Origin of the sequence: Paraburkholderia phymatum (assembly GCF_038900715.1) — a bacterium.
GTDB classification, from domain to species: domain Bacteria; phylum Pseudomonadota; class Gammaproteobacteria; order Burkholderiales; family Burkholderiaceae; genus Paraburkholderia; species Paraburkholderia phymatum_A.
The window spans coordinates 74894-92238 of sequence record NZ_JAYMRZ010000001.1; the positions used below are offsets into that span (position 1 = coordinate 74894).

Here is a 17345-nt window from a genome sequence, read left to right on the forward strand (position 1 = left end):
CTTCAAATGGTACGCCAATTATCAAAATATCGACGTGCGCGGACAATCCCACGCTGAAAAACGCGAAATCCGCGTTTACCCGGAGTCCGCATCATGCATCTCGACCACGCGACGATCGTCACCCCTGATCTCGACGCTACACGGCAGTTCTTTGTCGATGTCGTCGGGCTGACGGAAGGGGCGCGGCCGCCGTTCGGCGTCGGTGGCTACTGGCTGTACGCGGGTGGCCGCCCCGCCGATCGCCGCCCCGTGATCCATCTCGTCGATTCGACGCTGCCGCACCACTCGGGCCGCACGAGTCCGCGCATCGACCACATCGCGTTCCGTCTCGACGGCGACGACGAGTGGCAGGCGCTGCTCGCGCGGCTGGAAGCGGCGGGCGTCGCGAATCAGAGCGCCGATGTGCCGCTCTCGGGTGAAGTGCAACTGTTCGTCGCGCTGGCGCCCGGCGTCGTCATCGAATTCGTGACGGCGGCGCGCAACGTTGGGCGCGCGTCCTTCTGAATCGTCGTCTGGAGTCTCACATGCCTATCCCTTTGCTTGCGCTCGCGATCAGCGCATTCGCCATCGGCACGACGGAATTCGTCATCATGGGCTTGCTGCCCGAAGTGGCGAAAGACCTGTCCGTGTCGCTTCCGTCCGCCGGGCTGCTCGTCAGCGGCTACGCGCTCGGCGTGGCCGTCGGCGCGCCGCTGCTCGCCGTCGTCACCAGCAAGATGCCGCGCAAGCTCGCGCTGCAACTGCTGATGGGCGTGTTCATCGTCGGCAATGTGCTGTGCGCAATTGCGTCCGACTATCCGATGCTGATGGTCGCGCGCGTCGTGACGTCGTTTGCGCACGGCTCGTTCTTCGGCATCGGCGCGGTGGTGGCCGCGTCGCTCGTGCCGCAGGAAAAGCGTGCGAGCGCGATTGCACTGATGTTCACGGGTCTCACGCTCGCGAACGTGCTCGGCGTGCCGTTCGGCACGTTCATCGGCCAGCAGTTCGGCTGGCGCGTCGCGTTCTGGATCGTCGCCGCGTTCGGCGTGCTGTCGTTTCTCGGCGTGACTGCGCTCGTGCCGAACCGGCACGACAGCGGGCCGGCGGGGCTGGGTCACGAAGTGCGCGTGCTGAAAGAGCCGCAAGTGTGGCTCGCGCTGACGATGACGGTGCTGGGCTTCGGCGGCGTGTTCGTCGTGTTCACGTACATCGCGCCGATTCTCGAGCAGGTGAGCGGCTTCACGCCGCACGGCGTCACGTTGATTCTCGTGCTGTTCGGCGTGGGTCTGACGGTCGGCAACACGATCGGCGGCAAGCTGGCGGACCGCTCGCTGATGCCGTCGCTGATGGGCATTCTGATCGCGCTCGCCGTCGTGATGGCCGTGTTTGCGCATACGAGCCACTCGCGGATCGCGGCTGCCGTCACCGTGTTCGTGTGGGGCGTCGCGGCGTTTGCGACGGTGCCGCCGCTGCAGATGCGCGTCGTCGAGAAGGCGAAGGCTGCGCCGAATCTCGCGTCGACGCTCAACATCGGCGCGTTCAATGTCGGCAATGCGGGCGGCGCGTGGCTCGGCGGGCTCGCGATCGGTCATGGTTATGGGCTCGATGCGCTGCCGTATGTGGCGGCCGTCGTCGCGCTCGTGGCGCTCGCGGTGACGTGGATCGCCGCGCGGATGGACGCGCCTGCCGTTGTCGTTGCGCGCGAGGTGCGCGAGCGGGCTTGAGCGGCACGTTGCGAGTCGAAAGCGCGGCCATGATCGTGGTCGCGCTTTTTACATTGGACGGTTGTTCGATCGCGCCGTGTGTCGGTGCATTCGATGATCGATGCTTCCCGGCCTGCGCGACGTGCAGGACGCGCCGCAAGCCATAAGGACGCGCCGGCCGCCGCCCGCGACACTTGCTGTTCGCATCGCACGCCAGCGCATAAGCGTCCTCTGCGATCGTGATAACAGTGTGAAGATAACTTCGTTGGGCGCGTGAAAGCCGGGTGCTAGGCTTGCCTCCATTCATGCTTGCTCCGCTTGCCGCGGGGTGTCAGGAGGCAACCATGCAATCACCGCTTGCGCTCGTGCGCGATCGCGCATCCGACGGTTCCAACGGTTCTGGCGATCACCACGGTCGAGACGATGTGCCGCACGCACATGACGAAGCGCGCACGTCGGAGTTCGATGCGCTCGAACGTCGCGTCGGCGTGAATCTCGCGCGGCTGCGCGCCGAGCGTCAGTTGTCGCTCGATGCATTGGCCCGCGCGTCGAGCGTGTCGCGCGCGATGCTCGCGCAGATCGAATCGGCGCGCAGCGTGCCGTCGATCAAGGTGCTGTGCAAGGTCGCTGCGGCGTTGAAGGTGTCGGTGGCGGCGTTCCTGCGCCAGCATGCCGTGAACGGCTTCGAGCACTTGCCGGCGGACAGCACCGCGCGCGTGGTCACGTCGAATGGCCGCTTCTGGACGCGCGCGCTGTATCCCGACGCCGAGCCGTCGACGGCCGAGTTCCACGAGTTGCGCATCGCGCCGCTGCACACCGAGCCGGGCACGCGCCGCGCGCCGGGGACGACGGTGAATCTCGTCGTCAGCGTGGGGGCGATCGAGGTGAGCGTGCACGAGCGCCGCCAGCTGCTCGCGACGGGCGATTCGCTCGTCTTCGATGCCGATCAGCCGCACAGCCTGCGCAATCCCGGCGACACGGAAGCGCGCGCGTTTCGCGTGACGGTGAACGCGGAGACCCCGCCGCGCTGGGAGGCCGCGAAAGAATCCGCGAAGGACGTCACGGAAGATACGCCGCCCGCGCGTGGTCATTCCGACGCGTGAACCGTCCGGTACACGCGGGCTGCACGCCGCGCGCGGTTGCTGTATGCTCTGCGAGCCGGATCGTTCCGGCAATCAGTACGTCTTCAGGGCGGGGCGAAATTCCCCACCGGCGGTATGCAGGCGGCGCGCAACGCGCGTGAGTCTGCGAGCCCGCGAGCGCCTGCATCGTCGTTTGGTCGCAGGGTCAGCAGATCTGGTGAGAGGCCAGAGCCGACGGTCACAGTCCGGATGGAAGAAGATGTGCAGATAGTCATCTGACTGCTCATGCCTGCCGTGCTGCTCGTTGTCGCGAGCGGCGCGGGTGTGTCGTTCGCTGGATGGACGCGCGCTCGCGGCCCGCAGGGCGCGTTTGTCTGTTTGCAATGCCCTGAAACGTTTTTCGCCCACACTCTTGCGAGGAGCGTTTCACATGTCCGTTGTATCCCGGTCTGCTGCATCTGTCTGGCCCGCTTCGCCGATCGTCGCTGACGACGCGTTGGCCGATCTCCCCCTGCTTGCCTCCGAACCCGTTCCGCCGCGCATCGCCGCCGCGCTCGCCGCGTTGCGCGAAGGCCGCGCCGTCGTGCTTCAGGACGACCATGACCGCGAGAACGAAGCGGACCTGATCATTTCCGCCGAGCGGATGAGCGTCGAGATGATGGCGCTCTTCATCCGCGAATGCAGCGGCATCGTCTGCCTGTGCCTCACCGACGACAAGGTGCGCGCGCTCGATCTGCCGCCGATGACGGCCAACAACGAAAGTCGCAATACGACGGCGTTTACGGTATCGATCGAGGCGCGCGAGGGCGTGTCGACGGGCGTGTCGGCGGCCGACCGCATCACGACGATCCGCGCCGCGATCGCCGATCACGCGAAGCCTTCGGACATCGTGCGTCCGGGCCACGTGTATCCGCTTCGCGCGATGCCGGGCGGCGTGCTCGCGCGCCGCGGCCACACGGAAGGGACCGTCGATCTGGTGACGCTCGCCGGGCTGAAGCCCGCAGGCGTGCTGTGCGAACTGATGAACGCCGACGGCACGATGATGCGCGGCGCAGACGTCGAACGGTTCGCCGCGAAGCACGATATGCCGATGCTGACTATCGCGGAGCTGGTCGAATTCCGTCAGGTGCTGGCCGCCGCGCGTGAGTTGTGCATCGACGAAGCGTGATGCCGTAAGCGTTCAGTCGAAATGAAAAGGCCCGCGTGACGATACGCGGGCCTTTTTGTGCAAAGCGTGGCGCAGTCGCCGATCGCGCGCGACTGCGCCGTATCCGGCGCTACGACTGCACGTCGCCAAACTCTCCGCGCATGCCTGCATCGATCAGCGCGGGCAGCTCGTCCATGTGCTGCATGATCCGCGTGATGCCCATATTGCGCAGCACGTCGGCGTAACCATCGGGAATGTGGCTCGCGCCGACGAACGCAATCGTCTTCATGCCCGCCGCGCGCGCCGCGTTCAAGCCCGCGACGCTATCCTCGACGACGATGCAGCGCGACGGATCGACGCCGAGCTGTTGCGCGGCGAACAGGTACACGTCGGGGTAAGGCTTCGGGCGCGGGACCTGCTCGGCGCTGAACACGCGCGGCCCGAAAATCTCGGCGAGCCCGGCGCGGCGCACCGATGCGCTGACGCGCGCCATATGGCTATTCGACACGACGGCGACGGGCAGCGTCACGCGCTGCAACGCATCGCGCACGCCGCTGATCGCGGAGAGCGACGAAGCAAACTCCACCTCGACGTTCGCCTCGACGGTTTGAAGAAAGTCGGCGGGCAGCACGATTTCGAAAGCAGCTTCGACGCTTTTCAGAAAACGCGAAGTCTGCTGGCCGAAAGCCGTCTTGCAGATCTCGTGGAAATCGAGTACCGGAAACGTCGAGGAGAGCGTGTCGTGCATCACGCGGTCGGCGATGACTTCGCTGTCGACGAGCACGCCGTCGCAGTCGCAAATGAGATGATCGATCATGCGGAAATACTGAAGGGAAGCGCAGCCCGCAAGCGTCGGCGTACCGATGAAACGACGCACTGGACAGCGGGCTGAAAGCGACATGATACGTGCTTCGCAGCCCCGCGCGTCAAGCGGGCGCGCGGGCTAATGCAAGCGCGTGTGCGGGTGCGTGTGCATGCGGGTTCGGGAAGAGGCGGCGCCGCATCAGGGCGCGTCGGCCCACGCTTTGGCGGCGCGGATCGCGCGCTGCCAGCCCGCGAGACAGGCTTTCGCTTCGTCGGCAGGCATCGACGGCGAGAAGCGGTGTTCGAGCTTCCACTGGCTTTGCAGTTCGGCGATGTCTTTCCAGTAGCCCGTTGCGAGACCGGCGAGATACGCGGCGCCGAGCGCCGTCGTTTCGCTGATCTGCGGACGCACGGTATCGACGCCGAGAATATCGGCCTGGAACTGCATCAGCAGATTGTTCGCGCACGCGCCGCCATCGACGCGCAGTTCGTCGATGTGAATGCCCGAATCCGCTTCCATCGCCTTCAGCACGTCGACGGATTGATACGCGATCGAATCGAGCGCCGCGCGCGCGATATGCGCGGACGTCGTGCCGCGCGTGACGCCGAACAGCGTGCCGCGAGCGCGCGCGTTCCAGTGCGGCGCGCCGAGACCCGCGAACGCGGGCACGAGATACACGCCGTCGCAATGCGGCACGCCGCGCGCGAGCGCTTCGACCTCCGACGCGCTGCGGATAACGCCGAGCCCGTCACGCAGCCATTGCACGACAGCGCCCGCGATGAAGATGCTGCCTTCGAGCGCATAGTTGACCTGATCGCCGATCTGCCAGGCGATCGTCGTCACGAGATTGTTCTTCGATTCGATCGGCTTCGTGCCCGTGTTCATCACGAGAAAGCAGCCGGTGCCGTAAGTGTTCTTCACCATCCCCGAGCGCGTGCACATCTGGCCGAAGAGGGCCGCGTGCTGGTCGCCGGCGATGCCCGCGAGCGGAATCGTCGATGCGAACACAGTCGTTTTCGTCGGCCCGTACACCTCGGACGACGGACGCACTTCGGGCAGCATGCTGCGCGGAATGTCGAAAGCGTCGAGCAGTTCGTCGTCCCATTGCAGCGTATGGATGTTGAAGAGCATCGTTCGCGATGCGTTCGTCACGTCGGTGATGTGCAGCCCGTGTTTCGTGAAGTTCCACATGAGCCAGCTGTCGACCGTGCCGAACGCGAGCTTGCCTTGCTTCGCCTTGTCGCGCGCGCCTTCGACGTTGTCCAGAATCCAGCGGATCTTCGTCGCAGAGAAATACGAATCGATGGGCAGGCCCGTCTTCGCGCGCACCATCCCTTCGAGTCCTTGCGCCTTCAACTGGTCGCAGAAGTCGGCCGCGCGCCGGTCCTGCCAGACGATTGCGTTGTAGACGGGATGGCCCGTTTCGCGATCCCAGACAATGGTCGTCTCGCGCTGGTTCGTGATGCCGATCGCGGCGATCGACGTGCCGTTCAGCCCGGCGCGCGTGACGGCCTCGGCGGCGACGCCCGCCTGCGTCGACCAGATTTCCTGCGGATCGTGCTCGACCCAGCCCGGACGCGGATAGATCTGCTGAAACTCCTTCTGCGCCACCGAGACGACATTGCCGTTGCGGTCGAACAGCATCGCGCGCGAACTGGTGGTGCCCTGGTCTAGCGCCAGGATGTACTGATCCTGCATTGTCTTCTCCATGCGTGTCTTGTTGGACGGGCGCGGTTTCGCGCCCCGGCCGCGTGAACGCGACGTGCTTGCGCGGATTGTTGCATGTGACGTGGCGGCGCGCGCAAGCGTTCCTGATTGGCTAGTTGCAGGCGTGCTGCTTCGACGGTTCGCGGGCGAACCAGGCGTCGATTTCTCGTGTGACGCTATCGAGCGTGCCCGGCTCGACGTGCAGCCCGAGCTTCGAGCGGCGCCACAGCACGTCGTGTGCCGTCGTCGCCCATTCCGTGTCGCGCAGATAGCGCAATTCCGCTTCATACAGGCCGGGTGCGAACCGATGTCCAAGATCGGCGAGCGAACGCGCGTTGCCTGTCACGCGTGCGGCACGCGTGCCGTATGCGCGCGCATAGCGGCGCGCGAGATCGGCGGGAAGCCATGCGTGCTGCTTCTGGAACTGCGACGCGAAGCGCTCGAAGTCGGCATCCGCGATATCGCCGCCGGGCAGCGGCGCGCGCGCCGTCCACGACGGTTTGACATCGCCCAGCGCGCGCGTGAGTTCGTCGACGGCTTCTTCCGCGAGCTTGCGAAACGTCGTGATCTTGCCGCCGAACACCGACAGCAGCGGCGCTTCGCCGGAGGGCGCGTCGAGTTCGAGCCGGTAGTCGCGCGTGACCGCCGACGGGTTGTCCGCGTTTTCGTCCTCGAGCAGCGGGCGCACGCCCGAGTATGTCCAGCACACGTCGCGCGGCGCGATGGGCTTCTTGAAGTAGCGGTTGATCGAGTCGCACAGATAGCGTGTTTCTTCTTCGGTGATCGCGACTTTCGACGGATCGCCATCGTATTCGAGATCGGTCGTGCCGATCAGCGTGAAGTCGCGCTCGTACGGGATCGCGAAGATGATGCGCTTGTCGGGGTTCTGGAAGATGTACGCGTGATCGTGGTCGAACAGGCGTCGCGTGACAATGTGACTGCCCTTCACAAGCCGCACGCTGTAGTTCGCATCGCGGCCGCGCGAAAGCGGACCGCGCAGCAGTTCGCCGACCCACGGCCCTGCCGCGTTCGCAATCGAGCGAGCGCGCACCGTGATCGTCGAGCCGTCCGCGCGCGCAAGTCGCGCATGCCATTCGCCGTTCGCGCCATTCGTTCTTTCGGCGCCGACCAGCTTCGTGCGTGTCAGGATCGTCGCGCCATGTTCGCGCGCGTCGAGCGCGCTTAGCACGACGAGGCGCGCATCGTCGACCCAGCCGTCCGAATAGACGAAGCCACGCCGGATCGAATCGACGAGCGGCCTGCCGGCCGGATGCCGGCGCATGTCGATGCCGCGCGAGCCCGGCAGCAGCTCGCGGCGCGCGAGGTGATCGTAGAGAAAGAGCCCGGCGCGGATCAGCCATGCGGGACGCAGATCCGGCATATGCGGCATCACGAAGCGCAGCGGCCGCATGATGTGCGGCGCTGCGCGCAACAGCGTCTCGCGTTCCTGGAGCGCCTTGCGCACGAGGCCGAATTCACGGTACTCGAGATAGCGCAAGCCGCCGTGAATCAGCTTGGTGCTCGCCGATGACGTATGCGACGCCAGATCGTCCTGCTCGCACAGGAGCACGGACAGGCCGCGCCCCGCCGCGTCGCGCGCGATGCCCGCGCCGTTGATCCCGCCGCCGACGACGAGCAGGTCATAAGTGGAATCGTGCGTCACCCGGAGCGCCCTTGACGGAGAAGAAAAGCTGACATGTTTCGAAATCAAAATGTTCGTTTTCGAAACTTTAATGAACGTATACGAAAAAGTAAAGTTCGACTTGACCCGGATTGGCGCGCGTTTGCGCACGCTGGTGGCGCGAATGCCGCGCCCGGACGATACTTTCGGCAACCAGCCAACTAGCGGTTTGACGAGGTGAATTTCATGCGTGGACTCTGGAAGACGGGCGCGGCGGCGCTGTCGATGGCAGTGGCGCTCACGGCATGCGTCAGCACGCCGAGCCTGAGCGGAACGTTGGGCGCGCCTTCGTTCGCGGATCTGCAGGCGATGTGCGGCACGCAACGGGTCGATTATGGAAACGACGCGCAGTCCGTCTATGTGACGATGTTCGATGCCTATGTGGCGAACAAGCGCGGCGGGCTCTCGAAAGCGGATTTCTGCGCGTTCCAGGCGTCGATCGCGCAGCGCTATGAATCACAGGGCGCGAGCAGCGATCCGCACGCGCGCAACCAATGGGTGGAGTTTTTCAACGCGCAGCGCGTGAAGGCAATGAGCTGGCGTGCGGCCGTCGATCCGACGCTGCGCAGCGGCTGAGCGTGCAGTCAGCGCGCTGGGCGTGCATCAGAACGGGGCTGCGCGGCGCGAGGTGTAATGGCGCACAAAAACCGAAGCGACGCGTAAAACCGAAGCCGCAAAACCGAAGCCAAAAAAAACGTAAAGACGGCCAGGCGGGCAAGGCCGCGTGACCGTCCAGGCGTCCGTATGCTTGCGTGTTCGTTGCGAACACGCCGGCGGACGCGGTGGTTTGACAGGCAAGTCGTCGGTGAGCCCGATCGTTTGCCGTCAGGAAAAGCGCTTGATAGCGCGCAGAGCAGTGTCGCCGGACTCCGTGACACGCCATTGCTGCAAGCCAGACGCGAGTTTTTCGAGCTGAACGAGCTGCCGTTCGAGCAGGGCGTCGAGCTCTTCGCGTTCCATGTCGACCTGATTGGGGGCGTCCTTGACGAGCAACAACGTGGCGAATTCATGCGGACTCAGCATCGTTTCTCTCCGTGTCAAGCGTACTCGGGTTGCCTTTGCGCCAGCCGACGGCCCTCTCGGCGGGCAGAGGATCCAACGGGGGTGAATCCCGTGGATCAGGCCTGAAGTAGTGCTTTATCGCCCCACGTCCGTGCATTCGTTGCCGTCCGAGGACGTTTAAGGACGTTGGGGAACTGGAGTGTAGTCAATCGCCGCGGGAAGTCCAAATCGGCCCCCGAAAATTTTCCCGTTGACAGCGCGACCACTGAGAGGCGGTCCGGGTTCGACGGCAACTCCTTGATTTCACTGGAGGTATTGCGTGCGGTGCAGCATGGCGGAAATCGGCTTGCGACTACTCCGGGCGTGCCCCGAAGAAGGTCATTCCGCGACGTAGACCTGCGTGCCCGCGCTGGCCAGCGTGTCGGCCATTTCCGGGGGCGGCGGCGCGTCGGTGAAGAGCGAATCGATCTGGTTCAGATGTCCCTGGCGGACGAGCGCCGGACGGCCGAATTTCGAATGGTCGGCGGCGAGAAAGACGGTGCGCGAATGCTCGATGATCGCTTCTGCGACGCGTACTTCGCGCGTGTCGAAGTCGCGCAGCGTGCCGTCCGTCTCGATGCTCGACGTGCCGATGATCGCGAAGTCGACCTTGAACTGCCGGATGAAGTCGATCGCAAGCTCGCCGACGATGCCCTTGTCCCACGGACGCACGATGCCGCCCGTCACCAGCACCTCGCAGTCCGGATAGCCGCTCATCATGCTCGCGACGTTCAGGTTGTTCGTGATCACGCGCAGCCCGCGATGCCGGTTCAATGCGCGCGCGACTTCCTCCGTCGTCGTGCCGAGGTTGATGAAGAGCGAAGCCTGATCGGGAATGTGCGTGGCAACGAGGGCCGCGATGCGCCGCTTCTCGTCATGGAACATCCGCTGCCGCGCGCTGTACGACACGTTCTCCGAACTGGTCGGCAGACTGGCGCCGCCGTGATAGCGGCGCAGCAGATTCATGTCGGCGAGCCAGTTGACGTCGCGGCGAATCGTCTGCGGTGTTACGTCGAAGTGCGAGGCCAGGTCGTCGACCGTCACGAAGCCGTCGCGCTGTACCCACTCGAGCAGTTCCTGTTGACGTGCATTGAGCGTGAGGCGTGGGTCTCGTGTCATGGTGATTGTGTTGAGCGCCGCACGATGAGCGGGCGAAGGTTGGCTTGGCCGTATTGTAAGACCTTCATCGGCGTGGGCCTCGCGCTTCGGTTCTTTCGGATGTCGTATCGGTCATGCCGATTGCGCTCTGCATGCTCGAATAGCTCGCAATGACAACGATTCGAAAGCCCGCATTGTCGTCGCAAACGAAGGCCTTTGCGATAACGCTCGCGGCTCTTCTTACCGTCGATTACCGCAATGCGATTGCGTGTGCGAAGCCGTCGCGCCGAGTCCGCAAGGCGTTGCGTTCACACGCTTCCCGTTCCTTTTGTGCGTCGCGTTGATTGCCGTTGGTATTTGCACGTTTCAACTAACGCTCGCGTGGAACTGCGACCCTCCGGCACGGTCTGTGCTGTGTTATCTGCGAAATCGCAGAGCAACGGCTAAGATGAAAGAAAGAAGTCAAATGTTGCAAGGCACTGTAGTAGTCACAGGCGGCGGTCGAGCCGGATTCATACGGATCAGCCCGCGCACGGGGCGCTACGGTTTTCGGAGCGTACGTTTATGCACAACGAGGCTGCCCACGTGATGCCCTGGCGCATCGAAGACATCGATCTCAATCGCATCGACCGTCAACGCGCGGTCGCCAATGAAGACCTGTTGTTGCTGCTTTGCGCGGCTTCGTTCATCGAGAGCGGCACCGACCTCTACACCAGCAATCTGAGCAAGTTCTTCAACGGCGATCCGGAAGTGTCCGCGTGGCTCAACAACGAGTGGGAGCCGGAAGAGATGCAGCACGGCCGCGCACTGAAGGCATATATCGCGCACGTATGGCCGGAGTTCGATTGGGACACGGCCTTCCGTAACTTCTTCGAAGAGTATTCGAAGACCTGCAGTGTCGAGGACTTCGAGAAGACGCGTGCGCTGGAGATGGTCGCGCGCTGCGTCGTCGAGACGGGTACGGCCACGCTGTATCGCGCGATCGGCGAATGTTCGGATGAACCCGTGCTGAAAGAAATCACCGACAACATCCGCACCGACGAAGTCCGTCACTACAAGCACTTTTTCAAATACTTCAAGAAGTACAACAAGATCGAAGGCAATGGCCGCCTGGCCGTGTTGGGCGCGCTGATGCGCCGCGTGATGGAGATCAAGAACGAAGACTCGGAGATCGCGCTGCGTCATGTGTTCGCGATCCGCTATCCCGAGCGCGTCAACGATCCCGCGTATAACCGCGACAGGGCCGCGCGCGTGAACCGCCTCGTGCGGCACAACCTGTCAGCCGATATGTGTGTGAAGATGCTGCTCAAGCCGCTCGATCTGCCGGCGAAGATCCAGCCCGGCGTTCACTACCCGCTGGCGAAGATCACGCAGCACGTGTTCTTCCGCTGAATGTCGCGGCCGCACCTTGCTGGCCGGTTTCGACTGCTGACGAACGACATACGACGAACGGATGGCCCGCCACGCGCGGGCCATTCGCATTGGGCTCGGCAACTGCCATGACGCGCGTGCGTCGGCATCGCAACGGCCCCGAACCATCGACGGAGGAAAGATTCATGACTGCATCCGCGGATCAAAACCGCGCACTCGATCAACAGGTATTCGACGAATGGCCCGTCGAGTTGCGCGCACTCTTCGACGGCGCTGCGCTCGAATCGAAGGTGGGATTCACCGCGTCGCTGCTGACCGTCGATACGAGCGGCGGACACGTGCGCACGTCGCTGCTCGGCATCGGCGAGTTGTACGCGCCTGATTCGCGCACGCTATGTATCGCGCTGTGGCCGCAGTCGCGCGCGGCGCGAGCGATCGGACTCAACGGGCGCGCCGCGTTGACGTTCGTATTCGACGATGCGTTCTATCAGATTCAACTCCAGCTTGCGCCGATGCATGCAGAAGGTGCCGGGCTTGCGTGCTTCGCGGGATCGATCGAATCGGGCGAAGCGCAGCGGGTGCGTTATGCGCGGCTCACGTCCGGCATCGCGTTCGAACTGGAAGAGGGGAGAGATGCGGTACTCGAACGCTGGACGCAGCAGATCGAGTACCTGAAGAAAGCCGCCGGCGGCGCGGCGGCTGGGAGATAGCAGTCAGAAGCGGGGTCGATGTCCGCGAGGCATCGACAGAATTGCTTCAATCGATTTGCGTTAGTTGCCGCGCTGACCGTCGCGCCGCGTATGCGGCGCATCGCTGCGCGGCTTGCCGCCGCCGAGCAGCGCGCCCGGGTTCGCATTGCGCGGTTTGCGCGGCGCGTGCGGAGCATGCGCCGCGCCGTCATGCGCTGCCGCGCGCGGCTTGTCCTGATGACGCGCGCCATCGTGACGCGCATGCGTGGGCTTTGCGCTTTGCGTCTTCGCGTTTTGCGTCTTCGCGTGCGGCTGGTGCTTCGGCTTATCGGCCGAACCCGAACCTGAGCCCGAAGCCGAACCGCGCTGACCTTCGCGCGACGCGCCGTTGTTCCCGCCCGACGAGCCTTCGCGCTTCGGCTGACGCTGGCCTTGCCGTTGGCCCTGGCTTTGGCCTTGGCCCTGACGCGGTGCGCGGCCACCACTGCCTTGTCCGCGACGCTGGATCGGTTCGGGACGCGCATTCGGATCGGGCTCGAAGCCCGCGATCACTTCTTGCGGCACGGCGCGCTTGATCAGCTTCTCGATGTCTTTCAGCAGTTGCAGTTCGTCGACGCACACCAGCGACACCGCTTCGCCCGTCGCGCCCGCGCGGCCCGTGCGGCCGATGCGATGCACGTAGTCTTCGGGCACGTTCGGCAGATCGAAGTTGACGACATGCGGCAACTGATCGATGTCGATGCCGCGCGCGGCGATATCCGTTGCGACGAGCACCTGCAACGTGCCGTCCTTGAACTCGGACAGCGCGCGCGTGCGCGCCGACTGGCTCTTGTTGCCGTGAATCGCGAGCGCGCTGATGCCGTCCTTCGTCAGCTGTTCGGCGAGACGGTTCGCGCCATGCTTCGTGCGCGTGAACACGAGCACCTGGAACCAGTTGTGCTGCTTGATCAGGTGAGTCAGCAGTTCGCGCTTGCGGTCGCGATCGACGGGGTGAATCTTTTGCGCGACCGTTTCGGCCGTCGTGTTGCGGCGCGCGACTTCGATCAGCGCGGGCGAATCGAGCAGGCTGTCGGCAAGCGCCTTGATCTCGTCGGAGAACGTCGCGGAGAACAGCAGGTTCTGCCGCTTCGGCGGCAGCTTCGCGAGCACGCGCTTGATGTCGTGGATGAAGCCCATGTCGAGCATACGGTCCGCTTCGTCGAGCACGAGAATCTCGAGATGCGACAGGTCGATGGTCTTCTGCTGCATGTGATCGAGCAGACGACCCGGCGTCGCGACGACGATATCGACGCCGCGCCTCAACGCGTCGATCTGCGGATTGATGCCGACGCCGCCGAACATCACCGTCGACTTGAGCTTCAGATACTTGCCGTAAGCACGCACGCTTTCTTCGACCTGTGCGGCGAGTTCGCGCGTCGGCGTGAGAATAAGCGCGCGCACGACGCGCTTGCCGCCCGGCGCGGGCGGCATCGTCAGAAGACGTTGCAGGATGGGCAGCGTGAAGCCGGCCGTCTTGCCGGTGCCCGTCTGCGCGCCGGCCATCAGGTCGCCGCCGTTGAGCACGGCGGGGATGGCTTGCAGCTGGATCGGAGTCGGGGACGTGTAGCCCAGTTCGTTGACGGCGCGGACCAGCGATTCGGACAAGCCGAGAGAATCAAAAGACATAAAAGCTCTTTGCAATGCAATTGTGCGAACGGTGCGAACGCGGCCATCAGGCGCGCTCCCGGGCGATCGAGGCGATCGCTCGCCCGACACTCACCGTTCACGGAGAAATCGGCGGCACGCGCGATGCGTGCCGAATGCTCGACGCGCTATGCAGACACGTCGACTGGCATTAAGTTGCATCCGCCGCCGCGCGTCTCACGCGACATAACGCGCGACGCTGACGAATTGACACAGACTGCCGGCAAGTACGAACAGGTGCCAGATACCGTGTCCGTGCCGGATGCGCTCGTCGTTGACGAAGAAGTAGATGCCCGCGCTATAGATGATCCCGCCGGCCACGAGCCATGCAGTGCCCGCGGCCGGCAACGCAGTGACCAGCGGGCGGATGGCGACGAGCGCAAGCCATCCCATCAGCACGTAAAGCACCATCGATACGCTGCGGGTGCGTCGCCCGAGCGTCAATTCCTGCACGATCCCGAGCGCCGCCAGGCCCCAGCTCACGCCGAACAGCGACCAGCCCCACGGACCACGCAGCGTGACCAGCGTGAACGGCGTATAGCTGCCCGCGATCAGCAGGTAGATCGCGGAGTGATCGCACTTCTGCAAGATCGCCTTCAGACGCGGACCTTTCACGCTGTGGTAGAGCGTCGAGATGCCGTACAGCGCGCAAAGCATCGCGCCGTACACGCTGAAGCTCACGACCTTGTACGCATCGCCGTCGAGCGCGCCCATTGTCACGAGCGTTGCGAGCCCCGCCACCGACAACACGGCGCCGACGAGGTGAGTGATGCTGTTCAGACGCTCCCCGACGTGCACGATACTTCCTCCCGCATGATGCCTGCGCCATCCGACAAACGACACTGGACATACGTTATACGCCCGATATGTCAGATTCCGTTACGTCGAAGACAGGCGGGCTTCGATACCGCGATGCTACACGATGCTACAAAAAGCGAAGGGCGCGGCCGCGATAACCGCAGGCCGCGCCCCGATACATCAGACGGCGCTTAGTCGAGCGGCGCCGAACGCAGATCGACTACTTGTTGCGGCGACACAGCCGTGCCGTGGTTGCCCCACGACTGGCGGATGTACGTCACAACGGCTGCGACTTCCTGATTCGACAGCGACTGCGCGAACGGCGGCATGCCATACGGCTTCGGATTGCCATCCGTGCTCGGCGGATAGCCGCCGTTCAGCACCATGCGGATCGGGTTGACGGCCGACGGCATCTGGATCGACTGGTTGTTCGCGAGCGGCGGGAAGTTCGGCGGCTGGCCGAGACCATTCGCTTCGTGACACTTCGCGCAGTTGTCCGCGTAGACCTTCTGGCCTTGCTTCAACAGTTCGCCGCCGAACTGCTCCGACGTTTCCAGTTGCAGATGCTCAGGCGCTTCGCTCTTCTGCGGGATCGTCTTGAGGTACGTCGACATCGCGTGGATGTCTTCGTCCGTCATGTACTGCAGGCTGTTGTGAACCACTTCGGCCATCGGACCGAACACCGCGCCGCGCGGCGACACGCCTGTTTTCAGCAGATCGGAAATTTCCTTGATGTCCCAGTCGCCGAGGCCCGCTTCCTTGTTCGACGTCAGCGACGGCGCGTACCAGTTCTGCAGCGGGATCAGGCCGCCGGCAAACGCAGCCGAGTTGACGGGACCGCCCATCGCGTTGATCGACGTGTGGCACATGCCGCAGTGGCCGAGGCCTTCGATCAGATACGCGCCACGGTTCCATTCGACCGACTTGGTCGGGTCCGGCTTGTAGTCGCCTTCACGGAAGAACAGCGTGCGCCAGCCGATCAGCAGGTTGCGGTTGTTGAACGGGAACTTGAGTTCGTGCGGACGGCTCGGCACCGATGCGGGCGGGACCGAACGCAGATAGGCGTAGATCGCGTCGGAATCGGCGCGCGAGACCTTCGTGTAGCTCGTGAACGGGAACGCCGGATAGAGCAGGCTGCCGTCCTTCGAGCGGCCCGTGTGCATCGCGCGATAGAAGTCGTCCTGCGACCATTTGCCGATGCCGTGCTGGTCATCGGGCGTGATGTTCGGCGTGAACAGCGTGCCGAACGGCGTGGCCATCGGCAGGCCGCCGGCGAATATCTTGCCGCCGCGCACCGTATGGCACGCGATACAGTCGCCCGCGCGGGCGAGGTACTCGCCCTTCTTGATCAGTTCAGCCTGGTCTGCCGGCGTGGCCGCCATCGCGGTGCCGTTGTGCAGGTTGTCGCCACCCGACCACAGGACGGGAACGAGTGCGGCGGCCGCGACGACGACGACAGCCGAAAGGGCGAACAAAGACTTGCGTTTCATTTGTTTGTCTCTCCCGGTGCCTTATTGCGGTTCGCTGCCGCAGGCAAGCGGAGTCTTCAACGATTTGGCGGGTACCGGCACGGGGTTCTGCGGCGCCTGCTGCGTGGACAGCCACGCGGCGACCGCGTTCACGTCGGCGTCCGTCAGACGCGTTGCGATCGTGTGCATGCAGTCAGGCTCGATTGCGTGGCGCGAACCCGAACGCCATGCGCCCAGCTGCGCGCTGATGTAGTCGGAGTGCAGTCCGACCAGGCCCGGAATAGCCGGTTCCATGCCCGTGAGGCCCTTGCCGTGGCAAGCCGCGCAAGCGGGAATCTGCTTCGATGCGTCGCCGTTCAGCACGATTTCCTTGCCGCGCGAGAGCGTCGCATCGGAGACGGTCGGCTTGGCCGGCGTCGGATACGGCGGACGCTGCTGCGAGAAGTACGTCGCGATCTGATGAAGGTAGTCGTCCGAGAGATACGTGACGAGGTAGTTCATCGGCGGATACTTCCGGCGGCCTTCGCGGAAGTTCTTCAACTGGTTGTACAGATAGTCGGCCGGCTTGCCAGCGAGACGCGGGAAGTAGTCGTTATCCGTGCCCTGGCCTTTCGAGCCGTGACATGCCGTGCAGCCTTGCACGCGCGCTTCCATCGTGTCCGGAGCTTTGGGCTGAGTTTGCGCTTTCGCAGCGCCAGATACGCCTGCGCACCCGATAAACAGCAGGGCGAGCAAAGGGCGGAAAATGCGTCTTGAAGACACGCGTAACTCCATGATTATCGGGGACCTTGCCGAACTTCGAGCGGATCGGTGTGTGCAGCGCGATGGATACTTCCGACGCTGCGCGGCGACGCAGCATTCTATCATCGATGGGTAATGGTGACTATTTGACACATGCGACCGATTTCCCACCTGATGCGCCCTCACGACACCCGTCGATGCGACAAGTTGACGCAATCGATCGTCATCGCATAAGGACGCGTGCTTGCTCACAAAATGCGTTGCGCCCTGGCGGCAGCGCTTCCAGCTCATTTAAGATTGCGCATTTGCATCGATAGGCGGTCACTCGATTGCGATGTCTCGCGCTCTTCG

16 protein-coding genes and 1 riboswitch are annotated in these 17345 nt (G+C 64.1%); of the genes, 7 read left to right on the forward strand and 9 right to left on the reverse strand.

Translation table 11 applies throughout. The annotated features are described in order from the left end of the window. Positions 1 to 93: 93 nt before the first annotated feature. From VSR68_RS00305 to ribB, 4 genes are all read left to right on the forward strand, one after another. The gene (locus VSR68_RS00305) at positions 94 to 504 is read left to right on the forward strand and encodes a VOC family protein (protein WP_342937912.1); all 411 of its coding nucleotides are present in this window, start codon (positions 94 to 96) and stop codon (positions 502 to 504) included. Positions 505 to 524: 20 nt separating this feature from the next. Next, positions 525 to 1703 (forward strand): MFS transporter, encoded by a 1179-nt coding sequence (locus VSR68_RS00310; RefSeq protein ID WP_342937913.1) that lies wholly within the window; start codon positions 525 to 527, stop codon positions 1701 to 1703. 323 nt (positions 1704 to 2026) lie between these two features. Continuing rightward, a complete protein-coding gene (locus tag VSR68_RS00315; RefSeq protein ID WP_342937914.1) occupies positions 2027 to 2785 on the forward strand; it encodes an XRE family transcriptional regulator in 759 nt (252 codons plus the stop codon). Positions 2786 to 2860: 75 nt separating this feature from the next. Next, positions 2861 to 3029: riboswitch (FMN riboswitch) on the forward strand. Between the two features lie 165 nt (positions 3030 to 3194). Further along, positions 3195 to 3932: a 3,4-dihydroxy-2-butanone-4-phosphate synthase gene (gene ribB, locus VSR68_RS00320; RefSeq protein WP_342937915.1), complete on the forward strand. Its 738-nt coding sequence runs from the start codon at positions 3195 to 3197 to the stop codon at positions 3930 to 3932. Between the two features lie 109 nt (positions 3933 to 4041). Here the strand turns inward: ribB and VSR68_RS00325 are convergent, their stop codons facing one another. The 3 genes from VSR68_RS00325 to glpD all read right to left on the reverse strand — a co-directional run bounded on the left by VSR68_RS00325 (position 4042) and on the right by glpD (position 8086). Next, a complete protein-coding gene (locus tag VSR68_RS00325; RefSeq protein WP_342937916.1) occupies positions 4042 to 4728 on the reverse strand; it encodes an HAD family hydrolase in 687 nt (228 codons plus the stop codon). A 186-nt stretch (positions 4729 to 4914) separates the two neighbouring features. Further along, positions 4915 to 6414, reverse strand: coding sequence for a glycerol kinase GlpK (gene glpK / locus VSR68_RS00330; RefSeq protein WP_342938415.1), 1500 nt, complete (start codon positions 6412 to 6414; stop codon positions 4915 to 4917). A 121-nt stretch (positions 6415 to 6535) separates the two neighbouring features. Further along, complete coding sequence (glpD, locus tag VSR68_RS00335) at positions 6536 to 8086, reverse strand: glycerol-3-phosphate dehydrogenase (RefSeq protein ID WP_342937917.1); 1551 nt, start codon at positions 8084 to 8086, stop codon at positions 6536 to 6538. A 204-nt stretch (positions 8087 to 8290) separates the two neighbouring features. Here glpD and VSR68_RS00340 point away from each other — a divergent pair, with 204 nt between their 5' ends. Beyond that, positions 8291 to 8680 carry a hypothetical protein gene (locus tag VSR68_RS00340; protein WP_342937918.1) on the forward strand — a complete coding sequence of 130 codons (390 nt, stop codon included), beginning with the start codon at positions 8291 to 8293 and terminating at the stop codon, positions 8678 to 8680. A 249-nt stretch (positions 8681 to 8929) separates the two neighbouring features. Here the strand turns inward: VSR68_RS00340 and VSR68_RS00345 are convergent, their stop codons facing one another. Both VSR68_RS00345 and VSR68_RS00350 read right to left on the reverse strand, forming a co-directional pair. Further along, a complete protein-coding gene (locus tag VSR68_RS00345; RefSeq protein ID WP_087734051.1) occupies positions 8930 to 9127 on the reverse strand; it encodes a hypothetical protein in 198 nt (65 codons plus the stop codon). 357 nt (positions 9128 to 9484) lie between these two features. Then, positions 9485 to 10264, reverse strand: a complete 780-nt coding sequence (locus VSR68_RS00350; RefSeq protein ID WP_342937919.1) for a DeoR/GlpR family DNA-binding transcription regulator — start codon at positions 10262 to 10264, stop codon at positions 9485 to 9487. A gap of 543 nt (positions 10265 to 10807) precedes the next feature. Here VSR68_RS00350 and VSR68_RS00355 point away from each other — a divergent pair. Both VSR68_RS00355 and VSR68_RS00360 read left to right on the forward strand, forming a co-directional pair. Beyond that, positions 10808 to 11635 carry a ferritin-like domain-containing protein gene (locus tag VSR68_RS00355; RefSeq protein ID WP_342937920.1) on the forward strand — a complete coding sequence of 276 codons (828 nt, stop codon included), beginning with the start codon at positions 10808 to 10810 and terminating at the stop codon, positions 11633 to 11635. A 164-nt stretch (positions 11636 to 11799) separates the two neighbouring features. After that, positions 11800 to 12324: a hypothetical protein gene (locus VSR68_RS00360; protein ID WP_342937921.1), complete on the forward strand. Its 525-nt coding sequence runs from the start codon at positions 11800 to 11802 to the stop codon at positions 12322 to 12324. Between the two features lie 60 nt (positions 12325 to 12384). On the opposite strand, the gene VSR68_RS00365 is transcribed toward VSR68_RS00360, so the two are convergent. The 4 genes from VSR68_RS00365 to VSR68_RS00380 all read right to left on the reverse strand — a co-directional run bounded on the left by VSR68_RS00365 (position 12385) and on the right by VSR68_RS00380 (position 17027). Next, positions 12385 to 13968 carry a DEAD/DEAH box helicase gene (locus tag VSR68_RS00365; protein ID WP_342937922.1) on the reverse strand — a complete coding sequence of 528 codons (1584 nt, stop codon included), beginning with the start codon at positions 13966 to 13968 and terminating at the stop codon, positions 12385 to 12387. Positions 13969 to 14163: 195 nt separating this feature from the next. Beyond that, positions 14164 to 14784: a PAQR family membrane homeostasis protein TrhA gene (gene trhA / locus VSR68_RS00370; protein ID WP_342937923.1), complete on the reverse strand. Its 621-nt coding sequence runs from the start codon at positions 14782 to 14784 to the stop codon at positions 14164 to 14166. Between the two features lie 191 nt (positions 14785 to 14975). Then, complete coding sequence (locus VSR68_RS00375) at positions 14976 to 16274, reverse strand: cytochrome c (protein WP_342937924.1); 1299 nt, start codon at positions 16272 to 16274, stop codon at positions 14976 to 14978. 21 nt (positions 16275 to 16295) lie between these two features. Beyond that, positions 16296 to 17027 carry a c-type cytochrome gene (locus VSR68_RS00380; RefSeq protein ID WP_342937925.1) on the reverse strand — a complete coding sequence of 244 codons (732 nt, stop codon included), beginning with the start codon at positions 17025 to 17027 and terminating at the stop codon, positions 16296 to 16298. Positions 17028 to 17345 lie beyond the last annotated feature (318 nt).

Excerpts from the sequence above, each read along its gene's own strand:
- VSR68_RS00305 (WP_342937912.1), top strand. The coding sequence starts at position 94 with ATGCATCTCGACCACGCGACGATCGTCACCCCTGATCTCGACGCTACA.
- VSR68_RS00310 (WP_342937913.1), top strand. The coding sequence starts at position 525 with ATGCCTATCCCTTTGCTTGCGCTCGCGATCAGCGCATTCGCCATCGGC.
- VSR68_RS00315 (WP_342937914.1), top strand. The coding sequence starts at position 2,027 with ATGCAATCACCGCTTGCGCTCGTGCGCGATCGCGCATCCGACGGTTCC.
- ribB (WP_342937915.1), top strand. The coding sequence starts at position 3,195 with ATGTCCGTTGTATCCCGGTCTGCTGCATCTGTCTGGCCCGCTTCGCCG.
- VSR68_RS00325 (WP_342937916.1), bottom strand. The coding sequence starts at position 4,728 with ATGATCGATCATCTCATTTGCGACTGCGACGGCGTGCTCGTCGACAGC.
- glpK (WP_342938415.1), bottom strand. The coding sequence starts at position 6,414 with ATGCAGGATCAGTACATCCTGGCGCTAGACCAGGGCACCACCAGTTCG.
- VSR68_RS00340 (WP_342937918.1), top strand. The coding sequence starts at position 8,291 with ATGCGTGGACTCTGGAAGACGGGCGCGGCGGCGCTGTCGATGGCAGTG.
- VSR68_RS00345 (WP_087734051.1), bottom strand. The coding sequence starts at position 9,127 with ATGCTGAGTCCGCATGAATTCGCCACGTTGTTGCTCGTCAAGGACGCC.
- VSR68_RS00350 (WP_342937919.1), bottom strand. The coding sequence starts at position 10,264 with ATGACACGAGACCCACGCCTCACGCTCAATGCACGTCAACAGGAACTG.
- VSR68_RS00355 (WP_342937920.1), top strand. The coding sequence starts at position 10,808 with ATGCACAACGAGGCTGCCCACGTGATGCCCTGGCGCATCGAAGACATC.
- VSR68_RS00360 (WP_342937921.1), top strand. The coding sequence starts at position 11,800 with ATGACTGCATCCGCGGATCAAAACCGCGCACTCGATCAACAGGTATTC.
- VSR68_RS00365 (WP_342937922.1), bottom strand. The coding sequence starts at position 13,968 with ATGTCTTTTGATTCTCTCGGCTTGTCCGAATCGCTGGTCCGCGCCGTC.
- VSR68_RS00375 (WP_342937924.1), bottom strand. The coding sequence starts at position 16,274 with ATGAAACGCAAGTCTTTGTTCGCCCTTTCGGCTGTCGTCGTCGTCGCG.
- VSR68_RS00380 (WP_342937925.1), bottom strand. The coding sequence starts at position 17,027 with ATGGAGTTACGCGTGTCTTCAAGACGCATTTTCCGCCCTTTGCTCGCC.